Source organism: Rhodococcus sp. NPDC060086, from assembly GCF_042730275.1.
In the GTDB taxonomy this organism is placed as follows: domain Bacteria; phylum Actinomycetota; class Actinomycetes; order Mycobacteriales; family Mycobacteriaceae; genus Rhodococcus.
On the sequence record NZ_JBHWWZ010000002.1, the window covers coordinates 62,232 to 78,484 of the forward strand.

Sequence of the window (16,253 nt, forward strand, 5' to 3'; positions counted from 1 at the left end):
CGGTGACCGTGAGTACCGACTCAGGCGGCACGCACCTTCTCCAGATGCTTGCGCAGCTGCTTCTCGCTCATCCCGTCGTCCTGGACCTTCTTCATGCGCATGATCACGACAGGACACTTCACGCAGCGCGTCTTCTTACGACAGCATTTCTTCTTCGGCTTCAGGCCTGCGACAGTGCTCGCCTTGAACTTCTTCTTGCCCATCGTCGTCCTGCTTCCTGTCCACGCGTCGAAGTCAGGTTAGCGTGCCCTCACTTGAACACCAAGGGGTGCTCAGTGGGCGCTTGTGGTGCCCGAGTTGCGCTCCCGTGCGTGGCGAACGTCACTTCGGGGTAGGGTGAGCTGGGCCGATAGGTTCGCGATGCCGCGTGCATACCGGTGCGGCCTGTAGGGTGTTCGTGGCCGCAGTGCCTGCGTGGAACTTCGAAATATCGACTCCGAAGACCATGTCGGGTGTCTCGCATTCGCGTCGCGGCCCAGAACGAAATTGCGCCGTACGGGCGAGGTGCCAACCGGGTCCAGTGCCGTGTGGCCGGACTACAGCAGGAGAGCCATCGCGTGAGCACCGCCGATTTTCGAAACGTCGCCATCGTGGCGCACGTCGACCATGGAAAGACCACCCTGGTCGACGCAATGCTGCGCCAGTCGGGCGCGTTCGCCGAACGCGCTGAACTCGTTGATCGAGTCATGGACTCCGGCGACCTCGAACGCGAGAAGGGCATCACCATTCTCGCCAAGAACACCGCGGTGCACCGTCACCATCCCGACGGCAACGTGACGGTCATCAACGTCATCGACACCCCCGGCCACGCCGATTTCGGCGGCGAGGTCGAGCGCGGTCTGTCCATGGTCGACGGTGTCGTGCTCCTCGTCGACTCGTCGGAGGGTCCGCTGCCGCAGACCCGCTTCGTCCTCCGCAAGGCGCTCGCCGCATCGCTTCCGGTGATCCTGGTCGTGAACAAGACCGACCGCCCCGACGCACGCATCGCCGAGGTCGTCGAGGAGAGCCAGACGCTGCTGCTCGACCTCGCGTCCGATCTCGACGACGAAGCCGCCGAAGCCGCCGAGCTCGCTCTCGGACTTCCGGTCCTCTATGCCTCCGGCCGTGAGGGCAAGGCCAGCCGAAAGCAGCCCGAGAACGGGCAGGTTCCCGACGCGGAGAACCTCGACGACCTGTTCGACGTGCTGATGGAGTACGTCCCCGCCCCCAAGGGGGAGATTGCGGCACCGCTGCAGGCGCATGTCACCAACCTCGACGCCTCCGCGTTCCTGGGACGCCTCGCGCTGGTTCGTATCCACAACGGCGAGCTCCGCAAGGGCCAGACCGTGAGCTGGATGCGCGTCGTCGACGGCGAGCCGGTCGTCACCAAGGCGAAGATCACCGAACTGCTCGCGACCGTCGGCGTGGAGCGGCATCCTGCCGAAGCCGCCGTCGCCGGCGACATCGTGGCTGTCGCCGGGTTCCCCGACATCATGATCGGCGACACTCTCGCAGATCTCGAGAACCCGGTGGCGCTTCCTCAGATCACCGTCGATCAGCCTGCCATCTCGGTCACCATCGGCACGAACACGTCGCCGCTGGTCGGGCGGGTCAAGGGCCACAAGCTGACCTCGCGCATGGTCAAGGCACGCCTCGACGCGGAACTCGTCGGCAACGTGTCGCTCAAGGTGCTCGATATCGGACGCCCTGACGCCTGGGAGGTCCAGGGTCGAGGCGAGCTGGCATTGGCGATCCTGGTGGAGCAGATGCGCCGCGAGGGTTTCGAGCTGACCGTCGGCAAGCCACAGGTGGTGACCAGGCAGGTCGACGGCAAGCTCCACGAGCCGTACGAGGAGCTGACGGTCGACACCCCCGAGGAGTACCTCGGTTCCATCACGCAGCTGCTTGCCAACCGCAAGGGCAAGATGGTGCAGATGACCAACCACGGTACGGGGTGGGTGCGCATGGAATTCCTCGTCCCGTCCCGCGGCCTGATCGGTTTCCGCACCGACTTCCTCACTGAAACGCGTGGCACCGGCATCGCAAACGCCGTCTTCCACGGCTACGCGCCGTGGGCAGGCGAGATCCGGGCACGCCACACCGGGTCGCTGGTGTCCGACCGCGCGGGATCCGTGACGCCGTTCGCGATGATCCAGTTGGCCGACCGCGGCACGTTCTTCGTCGAGCCCGGAGCGGACACCTACGAGGGCATGGTCGTGGGCATCAACCCGCGTCAGGAAGACCTCGACATCAACGTCACCCGCGAGAAGAAGCTGACCAACATGCGTCAGTCTTCCGCCGACGTGATGGAGACCCTCGCCAAGCCGATCGAACTCACCCTCGAAGCGGCCATGGAGTTCTGTGCCGGCGACGAGTGCGTGGAGGTCACCCCGGAGATCGTGCGGGTGCGCAAGCTGCACCTGTCGGCTACCGACCGTGCCCGTGCGCGTTCGCGCGAGAAGGCTCGCAACCAGTAGGAACAGTGTGGAAGCGGCCCCGGTAGCCTAGGCTCCCGGGGCCGCGACATACCCGATGGACATAGGTCGACGAGAGGAAGCCCCGAGTGTTGCGTTCGCGCATCCGGCATCGGCGGTGGATCGGTCCGGTGGCCGTCGCGACAGTCGTACTGGCGTCGACGGCATGTACCGCAGATCCACCTCCGCCGATCGAACAGACCGAGCCGACGGCAGCGCCCGCTCCCGCCCCCCAGCGCAACACCGTGGTGGTGGCGATCGACGGTGTGGACACCGGTTTCAACCCGCACCTGCTGGCTGATCAGTCACCGGTCGGCAATGCGGTTGCACAACTCGTCCTGCCCAGCGCATTCCGCCCCGTAGCGGGTGCAGAGGATCCCGCTGTCACCGAATGGGCACTGGACGACTCGGTGCTGGCGTCCGCCGAGATCACCTCGCAGGCGCCGTTCACCATCGAATACAAGGTGCGCACCGACGCCCAGTGGTCCGACAGCGCGCCGGTTGCGGCGGAGGACTTCCATTACCTCTGGCAGCAGATGATCTCGCAGCCCGGAGTCGTCGACGCCGCAGGCTATCGGTTGATCGAGGATGTCCGATCCTCGGGCGGCGGCAAGACGGTCACCGTGACTCTGCGTGAGGCCTATCCCGCATGGCGGGAGCTGTTCGCCGACATGCTTCCGGCACACCTCGTCAAGGACACTCCGGGTGGTTTCGCCACCGGCCTGTCGGAAACGATCCCCGTCTCGGGTGGTCCGTTCAAGGTGGAGTCCGTCGACCGAGGTCGCGGGGAGGTGCTGCTCGAACGCAACGACCGGTTCTGGGGCGAACCTGCCCTTCCGGACGAGATTCTCATGAGGCGCGGCGGCACCGACGCCCAGCTCACCGAATCCATGCGTAGCGGCGACACCCAGCTCGCACAGGTCGCAGGGGGATCCGCTCTACTCGCCCAGCTCGGTGCGGTGCCGGGCCTGCGCACCCATGTGCAGCTCGAGCCCAGAACGCTCGAATTGACGCTCAACACACGTACTCCCGCGCTCGCCGACCCGCGGGTGCGCCGCGGTGTGCTCGGTCTACTCGACCCCGAGATGCTCGCACTGGTCGCGGCGGGGTCCGAGTCCGAGGTCGTCCCCGACAGAGCCCAGATTCTCGCCCCGTCCGACCCCGGGTACGCGCCGACGATGCCGCCTCGCCCGAGCAGGGAGGAAGCGCTCGCGTTGCTTGCGGAAGCCGGGTACGTACCCAACGCGGCGGTAGCGGTGAACGAGCCGCCCCCGGATCCGTCGACTCCGACCGCAACGACCACACCGGAGACGACGACACCGGAGACGACGACACCGGACACGACCACATCGCAAGCGTCGTCCTCGGATGAGGATTCGTCGGAACAGACGGCAACGGGACGCGCAGAGCCGATCGAGGACGGCGCGCTCGTCCGCGACGACGCCCCGCTCGTCCTCACTCTCGGAGTTGCCGAAGGATCCGAGACCGCGCGCACCGTGGCACGGACTGTGGCCGATGTCCTGACCGGTGCGGGAATCGCCGCCACGGTGAGCGAGTTACCGCCGGACGAGCTCTACGGAGAAGCTCTCGTCGACGGAGACGTACATGCGATCGTCGGCTGGATGCGGGCCGGTTCCGACCCTGCGACCGCGGCGATGTCCCGATTCGGCTGTCCGCCTGCTCTTCCCGACCCCGCCGCGCCGGAGACACCGGAGGGGCCGGTCACCTCGCCCGACTCCGAAGCTCCCGGCTCGGAAGACACGGGCCTGGAAACCGGCGACGAGGACGCTGCGGACGAGACCGAAGAGGCCGTCGCCGCGCAGCTCGAAGCGCCGAGCAACCTCTCCGGCGTCTGTGATCCCGGGGTGCAGGCCGAGCTCACAGAGGCCCTGCACGGTATCGGGGACGTCCCGGCGATCCTCGCCTCCGCGGAGCCGCGATTGTGGGAGCTCGCCGTGAACCTGCCGATCATCCAGGGCCGGTACGTTGCCGCTGCCGTCCCGGGGATCGACGGCGCCTCGCTGACCGGTCCGGTGCCGGCGGGTATCGTCGGTGACGCTCGATTCTGGTGGAGGGACACACCGTGACCGATCACGAACCACACAGACTGCTGCTCGTCCATGCCCATCCCGACGACGAGACTCTCACCACCGGCGGCACGATCGCCCGCTACGTGGCCGACGGAGCCGAGGTCACCGTAGTGACCTGCACCCTCGGTGAGGAAGGCGAAGTCATCGGCGACGAGTGGGCACAGCTCACCGCCGATCGGGCAGACCAACTCGGCGGCTACCGCGTGCTCGAACTGACCCGGGCGCTGAACGCACTCGGGGTCGCCACGCCCTGCTTCCTGGGTGGAGCGGGCCATTGGCGGGATTCCGGGATGGCAGGCATGCCGTCGGCCGCGAATCCTCGCGCATGGGTGAACGCCGATTTCGATGAAGCCGTTGCGGAGCTCGTCGCCGTCATCCGGCGTACCCGGCCCCATGTGGTGATCACCTACGACCCGGTCGGCGGGTACGGGCACCCGGACCACATCGCGGTGCACGAACGCGTCACCGCCGCAGTCGAGCTCTCCGGAACCGATTCCCATCCCGGTGCAGGCGCGCCGTGGACCCCGGCGAAGGTGTACTGGACGGTCACCGAGAGATCGGCCCTCGAAATGGGGGTCGCCGAGATCGGCGACCTCCTCGACGGATGGCGTCGACCCGGTCCGGGGGAGCTTCCCGCCGTGCCCGACGATCAGGTGACGGCCGTCGTCGATGTCCGCGGGGTGCTCGATGCGAAACGTGCCGCGATGGCTGCCCACGCGACCCAGGTGACCGTCGCGCCGGGCGGTGAACAGTTCACGTTGTCGAACTTCGTCGCTCAACCGGTCTTCGGTGAAGAGCATTTCCGTCTGGTGCGTGGAGAACCGGGCGAAGTGGACAGTTCCGGACGGGAGCGTGACCTCTTCTCCGGCATCGGCTAGTGTGGCCGCCGTCACCAACCGAGGGGAGGGGCGGCGATGTACAACTGGTCCGTCCAGAATCAGATCATTGCATTCGTCGATTCCTTGAGGCCGCATGCCGACGAGATCCGCGCCGACTACTTCCATGCGCTCTACGGATTCGTCGACATGCAATCGCACCTTCTGACCATGCTCGGCTATCCACCGGTGCCGTAACTCGTCGCAACCTCGGCCGGCTCGGGCCGGGTCGACCCCGGCTGGTTCTGCAGAGGCGCCGTCCCGCACTATGGAACGATGACCGTCGACCCTGCAACAGCACTGCCGGACGTACCCGCGCTGCCACCGGAGCCCCGTAAGGGACTGGTCGCGCTGCTCGTCTTCGACGGATTGTTGTGCGCAATCCTGTCGGTGATGTTCCTCGGTCTCTACATCGGTTCGGTCCCGTTTCCGATCACGATCCTGCTCGCCGCGGTGATCAATCTGCTGCTGGTGATGGCCGTGAACAGCGAGACCGGATCGCTTCGTACCGCGATGTTGCCACTCGGGGCGTGGTTGCTCGGATTCCTCGTGTGCCTCGCCGTCGGGCCGGGTGGAGATCAGCTCGTCATGGCCGACTGGCGAATCCTGATGCTGCCCATTGCAGCGCTCGCGCCTGCAGGCGGCTACCTCTTCTCCGCGCGGATCAAAGCGATCATGCAGACAACCCGGCCGCCTGCGCCGCAGCTGTGAGCACCGCCGCGGTCATCGCCGGGGTGAGACGGCCGGTGAAGGTGTTCTGCTGACTCACGTGGTAGCACCCGAACAGATGCAACGGGGCCTTCTCTCCGGTCGCCGCGGCCAAAGTGACACTCGCGCCGTGCCCGAACTTCGGGCGCGGTGACGGCACGACCCAGCCCGCGGCCGCCAGCACCGGTAACAGCGCCTGCCACCCGAATCCGCCCAGCACCACCACAGCTCTCAGCGTCGGCGAGAGCAATGCGAGTTCCTGCTCGAGCCAGCCCCTGCACGTGTCGCGTTCGGTCACGGTCGGCTTGTTGGCAGGCGGTGCGCAGTGCACCGGTGAGGTGATCCGCGTACCGAACAGTTCGAGTCCGTCGCCGGGATGTGTCGCCGTGGGCTGTGACGCGAGACCGGCCTCGTACATCGCGGCATACAGGAAATCGCCGGAACGATCGCCGGTGAACATCCGCCCCGTCCGGTTGGCGCCGTGCGCTGCCGGTGCCAACCCCACGATCAGCAGCGCCGCATCGGCGGGACCGAAACCGGGTACGGGTCTGCCCCAGTACTCCTCGCCCCGGAATGCGGCCCGTTTCTCTAGTGCGACCAGTTCGCGCCACTCCACTAATCTCGGACACGCGCGGCAGTGCACGAGTTCGGTGTCCATGGCGGCGAGGGTGCCGGCGCCGGGCCTGTGCCAGGGATCGGTCACGTCGTGCGTCATGGGCGTGCCCAGATGTCGCCCGCACCGGGAGTCACCGATTCGATCAACGACCACGCGTAGCGTTCGGGTACGTCCACGATCTCGTAGTGCCCCGCGCCTGCGGGAGTCGCCGCAATCACCGTCGCGACTCCCGCGCGCCGCTGGAAGAACGACTGGCGCACCGTCCATCCGATGATGCCGTCCGACTCGAGGCAGATCCGGTGGCGGTCGAGCGAACCCGCCCGCGTGACGAGATACCCGGCCGGTGCGGCATGCCCGAGACCGCGATAGCGATCCCACCCGAGTGCTGCTGCCGCTACCACGAGCACCGCTGTGCCTGCCACGATCACGGGGATCGGTAGCGACCGGTCGAGGACCGCGGCAACCGCGATGCCCACCGCGATCAGGCACACGACCGGAACGAGTGCCCGAGTGAACCGGCGACGACGGGCGGCGGGGCCGTGGGGAACCAGGGGCACGGTCAAGGGGGAACCGGTGGTGAGCACCTCACCCGCAACCCGGCGTACCTCACCGTCGGGCGCCGACGGCAACACGAGCGACGACTCGCCCTGTTCGGCCGACACACCCGTCATGATCGCATCGAGACGCGCCGCCCCCGCGAGTCGCAACGCGAGGGGTTCGTGGACGTCGACGCCGCGAAGCCGGGCACGGTCGAGCGTCGTGTGCCGCACCCGCAGCAGGCCTCGCCCGACACGCAGCATCCGCCCGTCGTCGGTGACCAGAAGGTTCCCGTACAGCAGCAGGTACCGGATGCACGCCGCGATGCTCGCCACGATGAGGATCGCGAGGACCGCGACACCGACAGCGACTGCGATACCCGCTGCCGCGAGCGCATCGACCCCCCGCGCGACCGTGTCCGATTCGGTGAGTCGTTCGCCGATCCCGTATTGGAACGCCAGCCCGATCACGGCGGCGACGGCGACGAGACCGGTGGCCGAGAGCGGCGCGTACCGGACCCATCCGGGCCGGAACCGGGCCAGCTCGCGTTCGCGCGGCGCAGCGGCCACGGGACCGGATTCGGTGGATGCGCTCGGACCGGGACCGTCCGGACCGGCAGTGGTGCGCGCGCCCTCGAGCAGTCCTGCGCGCAGGGCAGGAACGTCGTCGATCGCGATGCCGTTGAGCTCGAATTTGTTGTGGTCGGTGCTACCTCCACCGGATTGGCCGGTACCGATCTTCACGACCGCGAGACCGAGCAGCCGGTGCAGCACCCGCCGGTCGACGTCGACGGACCGGATACGGCTGCGCGGAACCGACAGCTCGCGGCGCTGCAACAGGCCGCGGCGCAGTTCGACGTGCACGGGTCCGACCCGATAGGTCGTGGTGAACCAGCGGGCGAGCCCGACGAGAATCAGGAGCACCGCGACACCGAGCCCCCAGTACGGGTTACCTCTGCTGCTGCCCAGCAGCACCGAACCGATCAGGAGGGGAAACAGCTTCAGAATCTCTTCGACCGGATGGATCAGCAGCATCCGGCGGTCGAGACGCTGCCAGCCGACGGTGTCGTCGGTGACAGCGGTATCGGATTCCGGGTTCACGTCGCGTCGGCCCCGTTCCGGCCCGCGATCGCGGTGAGCCGCGCGACCGTGTCGTCGGCCACCGCCGTGTCGAGTGCGGTGATCTCCACGGCACCGGCAGACGACGCGGTGGTGACGGTGACGGTCGCGAGCCCGAGCCACCGGTCGATCGGGCCGCGTTCGGTGTCGACGGTCTGGATCCGCGAGATCGGGGCGATCCGGCGCTCCTGCGTGAACCAACCCGAGCGAGTGTGGACGGCGGTGTCGCTGATCTCCCACCGGTGCACCCGGTACCGCCACAGCGGAACCACCCCGACATGCAGACCCGCAACGACGACGGTCGCGACTGCCGCCGCGATGTGCCACCCGATCCGTCCGGAGTCGAGCACACCCCACACGACCTGCGCAATGACGATCGGCACCCACATCAACGCGGCGTTGATCGCCCACAGTGCACGCGCTTTCGGACTCGGCCGCCATGCGGGCTCGACCATCGTCGTTCCGCTGTCGCTCTCCACCATCACACTCCCGACTCGGTTCCCTGTTCCAGGTTAGGCTGGGCCAGGCCCCTGATCGCGGTGGCCACGGTCAACCGCACCGCCGGGTGTTTGCGCCACGACGAGGAGGATCGACATGAGTGAAGCCGATATGACCGACACTTCCGCGCTCGAGTTCCCGAGCCTGTCGACCGAGGATTCGGAGGGTGATCGCGTCGAGCAGTCGACGCCGGCCTACGACGACCCTCGCGACACGTTCCCGTCCGACCTGCCGCTCGAGGTCGATGCTGCGGACGCCGCCGATCAGAATCGAGAGGTATCGGTGGACGAGGATTATCCGCACGCGTGAATCGCCGATGCACCCCGAAGTGGCATGCGACACGGCGGGGGCGCATGATCGGCCCATGACCGATTCCGTTGACGACACCCCGCACTCCGCGATGCTTCCGTCGCCGTCGCTGCGTCCCGGTGCCGCTCCACAGCCGACTTCGTCGGCGATGCGGCGGGCGCTGCGTCGCGCGCGCGACGGGGTGAGCCTCAACGTCGACGAAGGCGCTGTGCTGCTGCAGGCACGCGGCTCCGACCTCGACGATCTGTGTGCGTCGGCGGCTCGGGTGCGCGATGCAGGCCTGCTCGCGGAGGGCCGTCCCGGAATGGTGACCTACTCGCGGAAGGTGTTCGTCCCGATCACTCGATTGTGTCGGGACAAGTGCCATTACTGCACGTTCGTCACTGTCCCGGGCAAGCTTCGTGCCGCGGGTCAGGGCATGTACCTCGAGCCCGACGAGATCCTCGAGATCGCGCGTCAGGGTGCCGAGCTCGGCTGCAAGGAAGCGTTGTTCACCCTCGGCGACCGGCCCGAGGACCGGTGGCCCGAGGCACGGCAGTGGCTCGACGAGCGCGGCTACGACTCGACGCTCGACTACGTGCGGGCGATGTCGATCAGAGTGCTCGAGGAGACCGGTCTGCTGCCGCACCTGAATCCGGGTGTGATGAGCTGGGCCGAGATCTCACGGCTCAAGCCGGTGGCGCCGTCGATGGGCATGATGCTCGAGACGACCTCGGAGCGGTTGTTCACGGAGAAGGGCCAGTGCCATCACGGCAGCCCCGACAAGGAACCGTCCGTACGGCTGCGGGTACTGACCGATGCGGGCCGTCTGTCGGTGCCGTTCACCACCGGCATCCTCGTCGGTATCGGGGAGTCCTTCGTCGAGCGGGCAGAGTCGATCCTGGCGATCCGGAAGACGCACAAGGCGTTCGGTCATATCCAGGAAGTCATCGTGCAGAATTTCCGAGCCAAGGACGACACCGCGATGCGCGACGTCGACGACGCCGCACTCGACGAGTTCCTGGCCGCGATCGCGGTTTCACGTCTTGTCCTCGGCCCGGGCATGCGCATTCAGGCGCCGCCCAACCTCGTGTCGCTCGACGAGTGCCGCGCACTGCTCGCGGCGGGTGTCGACGACTGGGGCGGCGTGTCGCCGCTGACACCGGATCACGTCAATCCGGAGCGGCCGTGGCCGAATCTCGACACGCTGGCCCGGCTCAGCGCCGACGCCGGATTCCGGCTCACCGAACGTATCGCAGCGCAGCCTCAGTACGTGCTGGCCGGTCAGCCGTGGATCGACCCGAGGATCACCGCTCACGTGCGTGCGTTGTCCGACTCGGAGACCGGGCTCGCGCGGCAGGTCATCCCGTCGGGGTTGCCGTGGCAGGAACCCGACATCGACTGGGAGTCGTCGGGACGTGTCGACCTCAATTCCGAGATCGATGTGACCGGACGCAATACAGATCACCGCTCCGACCTGGGCAGTGCCTTCGGCGACTGGGACACCGTGCGTGAGCAGGTGCTCGCGCTCGGCGAGTCGGCGCCGGTACGGCTGGAACGCGACGTGCTGTCGGCGTTGCGGTCTGCGGAGCGCGACCCGGGCGGATGCTCCGACGCCGAGTACGTCGCACTCGCGAACGCCGAAGGAGCCGGCCTAGAGGCGATCATCGCGCTGGCCGATCAGTTGCGTCGCGACGCGGTCGGTGACGACGTCACGTACGTCGTCAACCGGAACATCAACTTCACCAACATCTGTTACACGGGGTGCCGGTTCTGTGCGTTCGCGCAGCGTAAGGGCGACGCCGATGCCTTCACGCTGTCCGCGCAGGAAGTGGCCGACCGGGCGTGGGAAGCACACGTCGCGGGCGCGACCGAGGTGTGCATGCAGGGCGGTATCGACCCAGAACTGCCCGTCACCGGCTACGCCGATCTGGTGCGCGCGGTCAAGGCGCGGGTGCCGTCGATGCACGTGCATGCGTTCTCGCCGATGGAGATCGTCAACGGTGTCGCACGCAGTGGTACCTCCATCCGTGAATGGTTGACCGAGTTGCGTGAAGCCGGCCTCGACACCATCCCGGGCACGGCCGCGGAGATCCTCGACGACGAGGTGCGCTGGGTGCTCACGAAGGGCAAGCTGCCCACCGCGGAGTGGATCGAGGTGGTCACCACCGCGCACGAGGTGGGGCTGCGGTCCAGTTCGACGATGATGTACGGGCATGTCGATCAGCCACACCACTGGGTGGGGCACCTGAATGTGCTGCGCGGCATCCAGGACCGCACGGGCGGGTTCACCGAGTTCGTGTTGCTTCCGTTCGTGCATCAGTCGTCGCCGCTGTATCTGGCGGGTGCGTCCCGGCCGGGGCCGACGATGCGCGACAACCGTGCGGCGCACGCGCTGGCCCGCATCATGCTGCACGGACGCATCCCGAACATCCAGACCAGCTGGGTCAAGCTCGGTGTGGCCGGAACGCAGGCAATGCTCGAGGGCGGCGCCAACGATCTCGGTGGCACCTTGATGGAGGAGACGATCTCGCGGATGGCGGGCTCACAGCACGGTTCGGAGAAGACCGTCGCTGATCTGGTATCGATCGCCGAGGGTATCGGTCGTCCGGCCCGCGAACGCACCACCGCATACGCCCGTCGTGAGATCGGCGTCACTGTCCGATAGGTCCGAACCGGTGCCGCGGTCAGGTCAGGGCACCCTAACGCGAGGCGGACCACCGGCGACGGTGGATACTGTTCGGTTGTGGGCGCCGATGCGTCCGATGCGCTGGGACCGTACCGGGTCGGCGGGCATTCAGAGAGGCAGGGAGAACAGCAGTGACGTACACGATTGCGGAGCCGTGCGTGGACGTGTTGGACAAGGCATGCATCGAAGAATGCCCGGTCGACTGCATCTACGAGGGTGGTCGCATGCTGTACATCCACCCGGATGAATGCGTGGACTGTGGCGCCTGTGAGCCGGTCTGCCCCGTCGAAGCGATCTTCTACGAGGACGATGTGCCGGACGAGTGGTCCGAATACGTGCAGACCAACATCGACTTCTTCAAGGATCTCGGGTCTCCCGGCGGTGCGGCGAAGCTCGGCAAGGTCGACTACGACACGCCGTTCGTCAAGAACCTGCCTCCCATGGGCGAGGACTAGGCGCCGGTGGCCACTCGCACACGCCGGTCGGTCGCGCAGAGCCTTCCGGATTTTCCGTGGGATTCGCTGACCGACGCGAAGGCCGAGGCCGCGGCGCATCCGGGAGGGATCGTCAACCTCTCGGTGGGCACCCCCGTCGACCCGGTGGCTCCGGTGATCCGGGAAGCGCTCGCCTCGGTCGCGGAGGAGCCCGGCTACCCGACGACTCACGGGACACCCGAACTGCGGCAGGCCGCCGTGGGTGCGCTCGCACGTCGCTACGGGATCACCGGCATCGACGAGGCCGCGATTCTGCCTGCGATCGGCACCAAGGAGATGATCGCGTGGTTGCCGACCCTGCTGGGCGTCGGGGCGCCGGATCTCGTCGTCATCCCTGAGCTCGCGTACCCCACCTACGAGGTCGGCGGGTTGCTTGCGGGTGCACGGTTGATCCGTGCCGACGGCCTCACCCGCCTCGGGCCGGAGGGCGCGTCGCTTGTGTTCGTCAACTCGCCGTCGAACCCGACCGGAAAGGTGCTCGGCCTCGATCATCTGCGCAAGGTCGTCGATTGGGCACGCAGCAGGAACGCGATCGTCGTGTCCGACGAGTGCTACCTCGGTCTCACCTGGGAGGGCGAGGCTCTCTCGATCCTGCATCCGAGCGTGAGCGACGGAGACCACACCAACCTGCTTGCGGTGCATTCTCTGTCGAAGACATCCAACCTCGCGAGCTACCGCGCGGGATTCGTCACCGGCGATGCCGAACTCGTCGCCGACCTGCTCGAAGTGCGCAAGCACTCGGGCATGATGTTGCCGCTGCCGATCCAGGCCGCGATGACCGCAGCACTGAACGACGACGAGCACGAGAACATCCAGCGCGAGCGGTACCGGGCGCGTCGCGAGACGCTGCTCGCAGCCGTGCGCGGCGCCGGCTTCACCGTCGACCATTCCGAGGCCGGACTGTACCTGTGGGCCACCCGCGGTGAGGAGTGTCGCGCCACTGTCGACTGGTTCGCCGACCGCGGCATTCTCGTCGCACCGGGTGAGTTCTACGGGCCGGGCGGGGTGCAGCACGTGCGGATCGCGTTGACGGCGACCGACGAGCGAATCGCTGCCGCCGCCGAACGTCTGAAATAGCCGCGCCCGAATCCGAGCGAACGGCACCTTTGCTCGCTCAGATCGACTGAACGGCACTTTCGCTCAGAGACGGGTGGAGCTGCAGGGGCGGGTGGGGTTGGTACGGCGAGGCAGTGTATTCGGCCCGCCGGTCGCGGTGTCGGCGCTACTCTGGGCCCAGGAGGCACCATGGACGCCGTCACAGTTGTTCCTGAGCCGACGAACGAGCCGGTACACGGATATGCGCCGGGCAGCTCCGAGCGGGCCCGCCTGCTCGGGAAGCTCGCGGAACTCACCGCCGAACCGATCGATGTCAGCCATGTGATCGGGGGAGCGCACCTCCACGGTGAGGGCGATCGTGTCGATATCGTGCAGCCGCACAACCATGCCGCGGTGCTCGGCACCCTCCGCAATGCCACCGCGGCGGATGCGGCAGCGGCGGTCGATGCAGCCACCGCGGCGGCACCCGCGTGGCGCGACATGCCGTTCGATGCGCGCGCCGCCATCCTGCTGCGGGCCGCCGACCTGATGTCGGGTCCGTGGCGCGAGACCATCGCCGCCGCCACGATGCTCGGCCAGTCGAAGTCGGTGCAGCAGGCCGAGATCGACGCACCGTGCGAACTCGTGGACTTCTGGCGGTTCAACGTCCACTTCGCACGCGAACTCCTCGCGGAGCAGCCGACGTCGTCCCCGGGCGTGTGGAACCGGATGGATCACCGTCCGCTCGAAGGGTTCGTGTACGCGGTGACACCCTTCAACTTCAGCGCGATCGCCGGGAACCTGCCCACCGCGCCCGCACTCATGGGCAACACCGTCGTCTGGAAGCCCTCACCCACCCAGTCCCTGGCCGCGTACTGGACGATGCGTGTGCTCGAGGCGGCAGGCATGCCGCCGGGGGTGATCAACCTGCTCACCGGCGACGGCAGGGCCGTGTCCGACGTGGTCCTGAGTGACCCCCGCTTCGCCGGGCTTCATTTCACCGGGTCGGTCCCGACATTCCGGCACTTGTGGAAGGAGATCGGAGGCAACCTCGACAGGTATCGGACCTATCCGCGGATCGTGGGGGAGACGGGAGGGAAGGATTTCGTCGTCGCGCATCCGTCCGCGGACCCGGCCGTCCTCACCACCGCACTGATCCGCGGCGCGTTCGAGTATCAGGGGCAGAAGTGCTCGGCGGCGTCGCGCGCATTCGTGCCGCGCTCGGTGTGGGCGCGAATGCGGGACGACTTTCTCGCGGAGGTCGATGCGCTCACCTACGGCGACGTCACGGATCTGTCCAATTTCGGTGGTGCGTTGATCGACCGCCCGGCCTTCGAGAAGGTTGTCGGTGCCCTCGACCACGCTCGGAACCGCACTTCGGTCGAGTTCGCCGTCGGCGGCGGGTACGACCAGTGGGTCGGCTGGTTCGTGCGACCCACGGTGCTCCTCGTCGACGATCCCCGCGACGAAGCGCTCACCACCGAATACTTCGGTCCGATCCTCGCTGTGCACGTCTACGACGACACTGTCACCGGTGCGTGGGAGAACGTGCTCGAGATGATCGACATCGCAACCCCGTACGCGCTGACCGGGGCGGTGATCGCCGAGGATCGCGCCGCGATCGAGCGGGCCGCCACCGCCCTGCGGTTCTCGGCAGGCAACTTCTATGTCAACGACAAGCCCACCGGTGCCGTCGTCGGGCAGCAGCCCTTCGGCGGTGGCCGGCTTTCGGGCACCGACGACAAGGCGGGCTCGCCGCTGAACCTGATGCGCTGGGTGTCGCCGCGGGCTCTCAAGGAGACGTTCGTCCCGCCCACGGATCACCGCTACCCGCACATGGAATCCGACGAGGGGGAGGGGCCGTGAGCAGCCCGGCCGTGGGCCGTGTGCTGTCGAATCCACTGCGTCCGGTCATCCTCGCGGCTGCGAAGTCGAACGCGGCGCGTCGTCTGGTCACCGGGGCACCGCCCACTCGCCGGATCGTCGACCGGTTCGTCGCCGGAACCACACGCGCGGACGTGCTGGGTGTGGCCGCGCGACTGCTGGGTTCGGGCCGGGCGGTGAGCATCGACCATCTCGGTGAGAACACCCTCGACATCGGGCAGGCCCGCGCGACCGTCGCCGAATACCGTGAGCTGCTCGCCGATCTCGGGACGCTCGGCGACATCACCCCGGACACGTTCACGGGTACGCCCGCGGTCGAGGTGTCGGTCAAACCCACCGCGCTGGGGTTGTCGCTCGGGCCGGACGGGCCCAAGGTTGCGTTGGACCATGCCCGGGAGATCTGCGCTGCCGCGGAGGACACGGGCGCGTGGGTGAGCATCGACGCCGAAGATCACACCGTCACCGACGACACGCTCGGGATCGTCCGGGATCTACGCGCCGATTTCCCCGATGTGGGGGCGGTCGTGCAGGCCTATCTGCGCCGCACGGAAGGAGACTGCCGCGAACTGGCGGCGCCGCGGTCGCGGGTGCGGTTGTGCAAGGGTGCCTACGACGAACCGGTGTCGGTGGCGTACCGGGATCGCGCCGAGGTCGATGCGTCGTATCTGCGGTGTCTGCGGATCCTCATGGCGGGCGACGGCTACCCGATGGTGGCGTCGCACGATCCCACGTTCGTCACGGCGGTCGATCCGCTTGCCGCGTACGCCGGACGTGGACGTACGGGGTTCGAGCATCAGATGCTGTTCGGGATTCGTGACGGGGAACAGCATCGATTGGCGACTGCCGGACGCCGGGTCCGCGTCTACGTACCGTACGGGTCGCAGTGGTACGGCTATCTCATGCGGCGGCTCGCCGAACGCCCTTCCAACCTGCGATTCTTCCTGCGGTCGCTGGTGAGCCGCGACTGA

15 protein-coding genes are annotated in these 16,253 nt (G+C 67.5%); 11 read left to right on the forward strand and 4 right to left on the reverse strand.

From position 1 onward, the window contains the following. Positions 1-20: 20 nt before the first annotated feature. Complete coding sequence (locus ACFWB0_RS02035; RefSeq protein WP_378488754.1) at positions 21-203, reverse strand: hypothetical protein; 183 nt, start codon at positions 201-203, stop codon at positions 21-23. A 354-nt stretch (positions 204-557) separates the two neighbouring features. On the opposite strand from ACFWB0_RS02035, the gene typA reads away from it, so the two are divergent. From typA to ACFWB0_RS02060, 5 genes are all read left to right on the forward strand, one after another. Further along, positions 558-2,456 (forward strand): translational GTPase TypA, encoded by a 1,899-nt coding sequence (gene typA, locus ACFWB0_RS02040; RefSeq protein WP_378488755.1) that lies wholly within the window; start codon positions 558-560, stop codon positions 2,454-2,456. A gap of 128 nt (positions 2,457-2,584) precedes the next feature. Then, positions 2,585-4,540, forward strand: a complete 1,956-nt coding sequence (locus tag ACFWB0_RS02045) for an ABC transporter family substrate-binding protein (protein WP_378488756.1) — start codon at positions 2,585-2,587, stop codon at positions 4,538-4,540. Next, positions 4,537-5,421 carry an N-acetyl-1-D-myo-inositol-2-amino-2-deoxy-alpha-D-glucopyranoside deacetylase gene (mshB, locus tag ACFWB0_RS02050; RefSeq protein WP_378488757.1) on the forward strand — a complete coding sequence of 295 codons (885 nt, stop codon included), beginning with the start codon at positions 4,537-4,539 and terminating at the stop codon, positions 5,419-5,421. The genes ACFWB0_RS02045 and mshB overlap by 4 nt, the downstream gene beginning before the upstream one ends. A gap of 36 nt (positions 5,422-5,457) precedes the next feature. After that, the gene (locus ACFWB0_RS02055) at positions 5,458-5,616 is read left to right on the forward strand and encodes a hypothetical protein (RefSeq protein ID WP_378488758.1); all 159 of its coding nucleotides are present in this window, start codon (positions 5,458-5,460) and stop codon (positions 5,614-5,616) included. Between the two features lie 78 nt (positions 5,617-5,694). Next, positions 5,695-6,129: a hypothetical protein gene (locus ACFWB0_RS02060; protein WP_378488759.1), complete on the forward strand. Its 435-nt coding sequence runs from the start codon at positions 5,695-5,697 to the stop codon at positions 6,127-6,129. Here ACFWB0_RS02060 and ACFWB0_RS02065 read toward each other — a convergent pair. The 3 genes from ACFWB0_RS02065 to ACFWB0_RS02075 all read right to left on the reverse strand — a co-directional run bounded on the left by ACFWB0_RS02065 (position 6,092) and on the right by ACFWB0_RS02075 (position 8,879). Next, on the reverse strand, positions 6,092-6,784 hold the full coding sequence (locus ACFWB0_RS02065; RefSeq protein ID WP_378488891.1) for a uracil-DNA glycosylase: 693 nt from the start codon (positions 6,782-6,784) through the stop codon (positions 6,092-6,094). The genes ACFWB0_RS02060 and ACFWB0_RS02065 overlap by 38 nt on opposite strands. 53 nt (positions 6,785-6,837) lie before the next feature. Then, positions 6,838-8,313, reverse strand: a complete 1,476-nt coding sequence (locus tag ACFWB0_RS02070; RefSeq protein ID WP_378488892.1) for a PH domain-containing protein — start codon at positions 8,311-8,313, stop codon at positions 6,838-6,840. Positions 8,314-8,375: 62 nt separating this feature from the next. Next, positions 8,376-8,879, reverse strand: a complete 504-nt coding sequence (locus ACFWB0_RS02075) for a PH domain-containing protein (RefSeq protein WP_378488760.1) — start codon at positions 8,877-8,879, stop codon at positions 8,376-8,378. Between the two features lie 112 nt (positions 8,880-8,991). On the opposite strand from ACFWB0_RS02075, the gene ACFWB0_RS02080 reads away from it, so the two are divergent. The 6 genes from ACFWB0_RS02080 (at position 8,992) to ACFWB0_RS02105 (ending at position 16,253) form a co-directional block, all read left to right on the forward strand. Continuing rightward, positions 8,992-9,204, forward strand: coding sequence for a hypothetical protein (locus ACFWB0_RS02080; RefSeq protein WP_378488761.1), 213 nt, complete (start codon positions 8,992-8,994; stop codon positions 9,202-9,204). A gap of 55 nt (positions 9,205-9,259) precedes the next feature. Further along, positions 9,260-11,851 carry a bifunctional FO biosynthesis protein CofGH gene (locus ACFWB0_RS02085; RefSeq protein ID WP_378488762.1) on the forward strand — a complete coding sequence of 864 codons (2,592 nt, stop codon included), beginning with the start codon at positions 9,260-9,262 and terminating at the stop codon, positions 11,849-11,851. A gap of 152 nt (positions 11,852-12,003) precedes the next feature. Beyond that, positions 12,004-12,327 (forward strand): ferredoxin, encoded by a 324-nt coding sequence (gene fdxA / locus ACFWB0_RS02090; protein ID WP_169687621.1) that lies wholly within the window; start codon positions 12,004-12,006, stop codon positions 12,325-12,327. Between the two features lie 6 nt (positions 12,328-12,333). After that, positions 12,334-13,443, forward strand: a complete 1,110-nt coding sequence (dapC, locus tag ACFWB0_RS02095) for a succinyldiaminopimelate transaminase (protein ID WP_378488763.1) — start codon at positions 12,334-12,336, stop codon at positions 13,441-13,443. Positions 13,444-13,611: 168 nt separating this feature from the next. Next, complete coding sequence (gene pruA, locus ACFWB0_RS02100; RefSeq protein WP_378488764.1) at positions 13,612-15,267, forward strand: L-glutamate gamma-semialdehyde dehydrogenase; 1,656 nt, start codon at positions 13,612-13,614, stop codon at positions 15,265-15,267. Next, complete coding sequence (locus tag ACFWB0_RS02105; protein WP_378488765.1) at positions 15,264-16,253, forward strand: proline dehydrogenase family protein; 990 nt, start codon at positions 15,264-15,266, stop codon at positions 16,251-16,253. The genes pruA and ACFWB0_RS02105 overlap by 4 nt, the downstream gene beginning before the upstream one ends.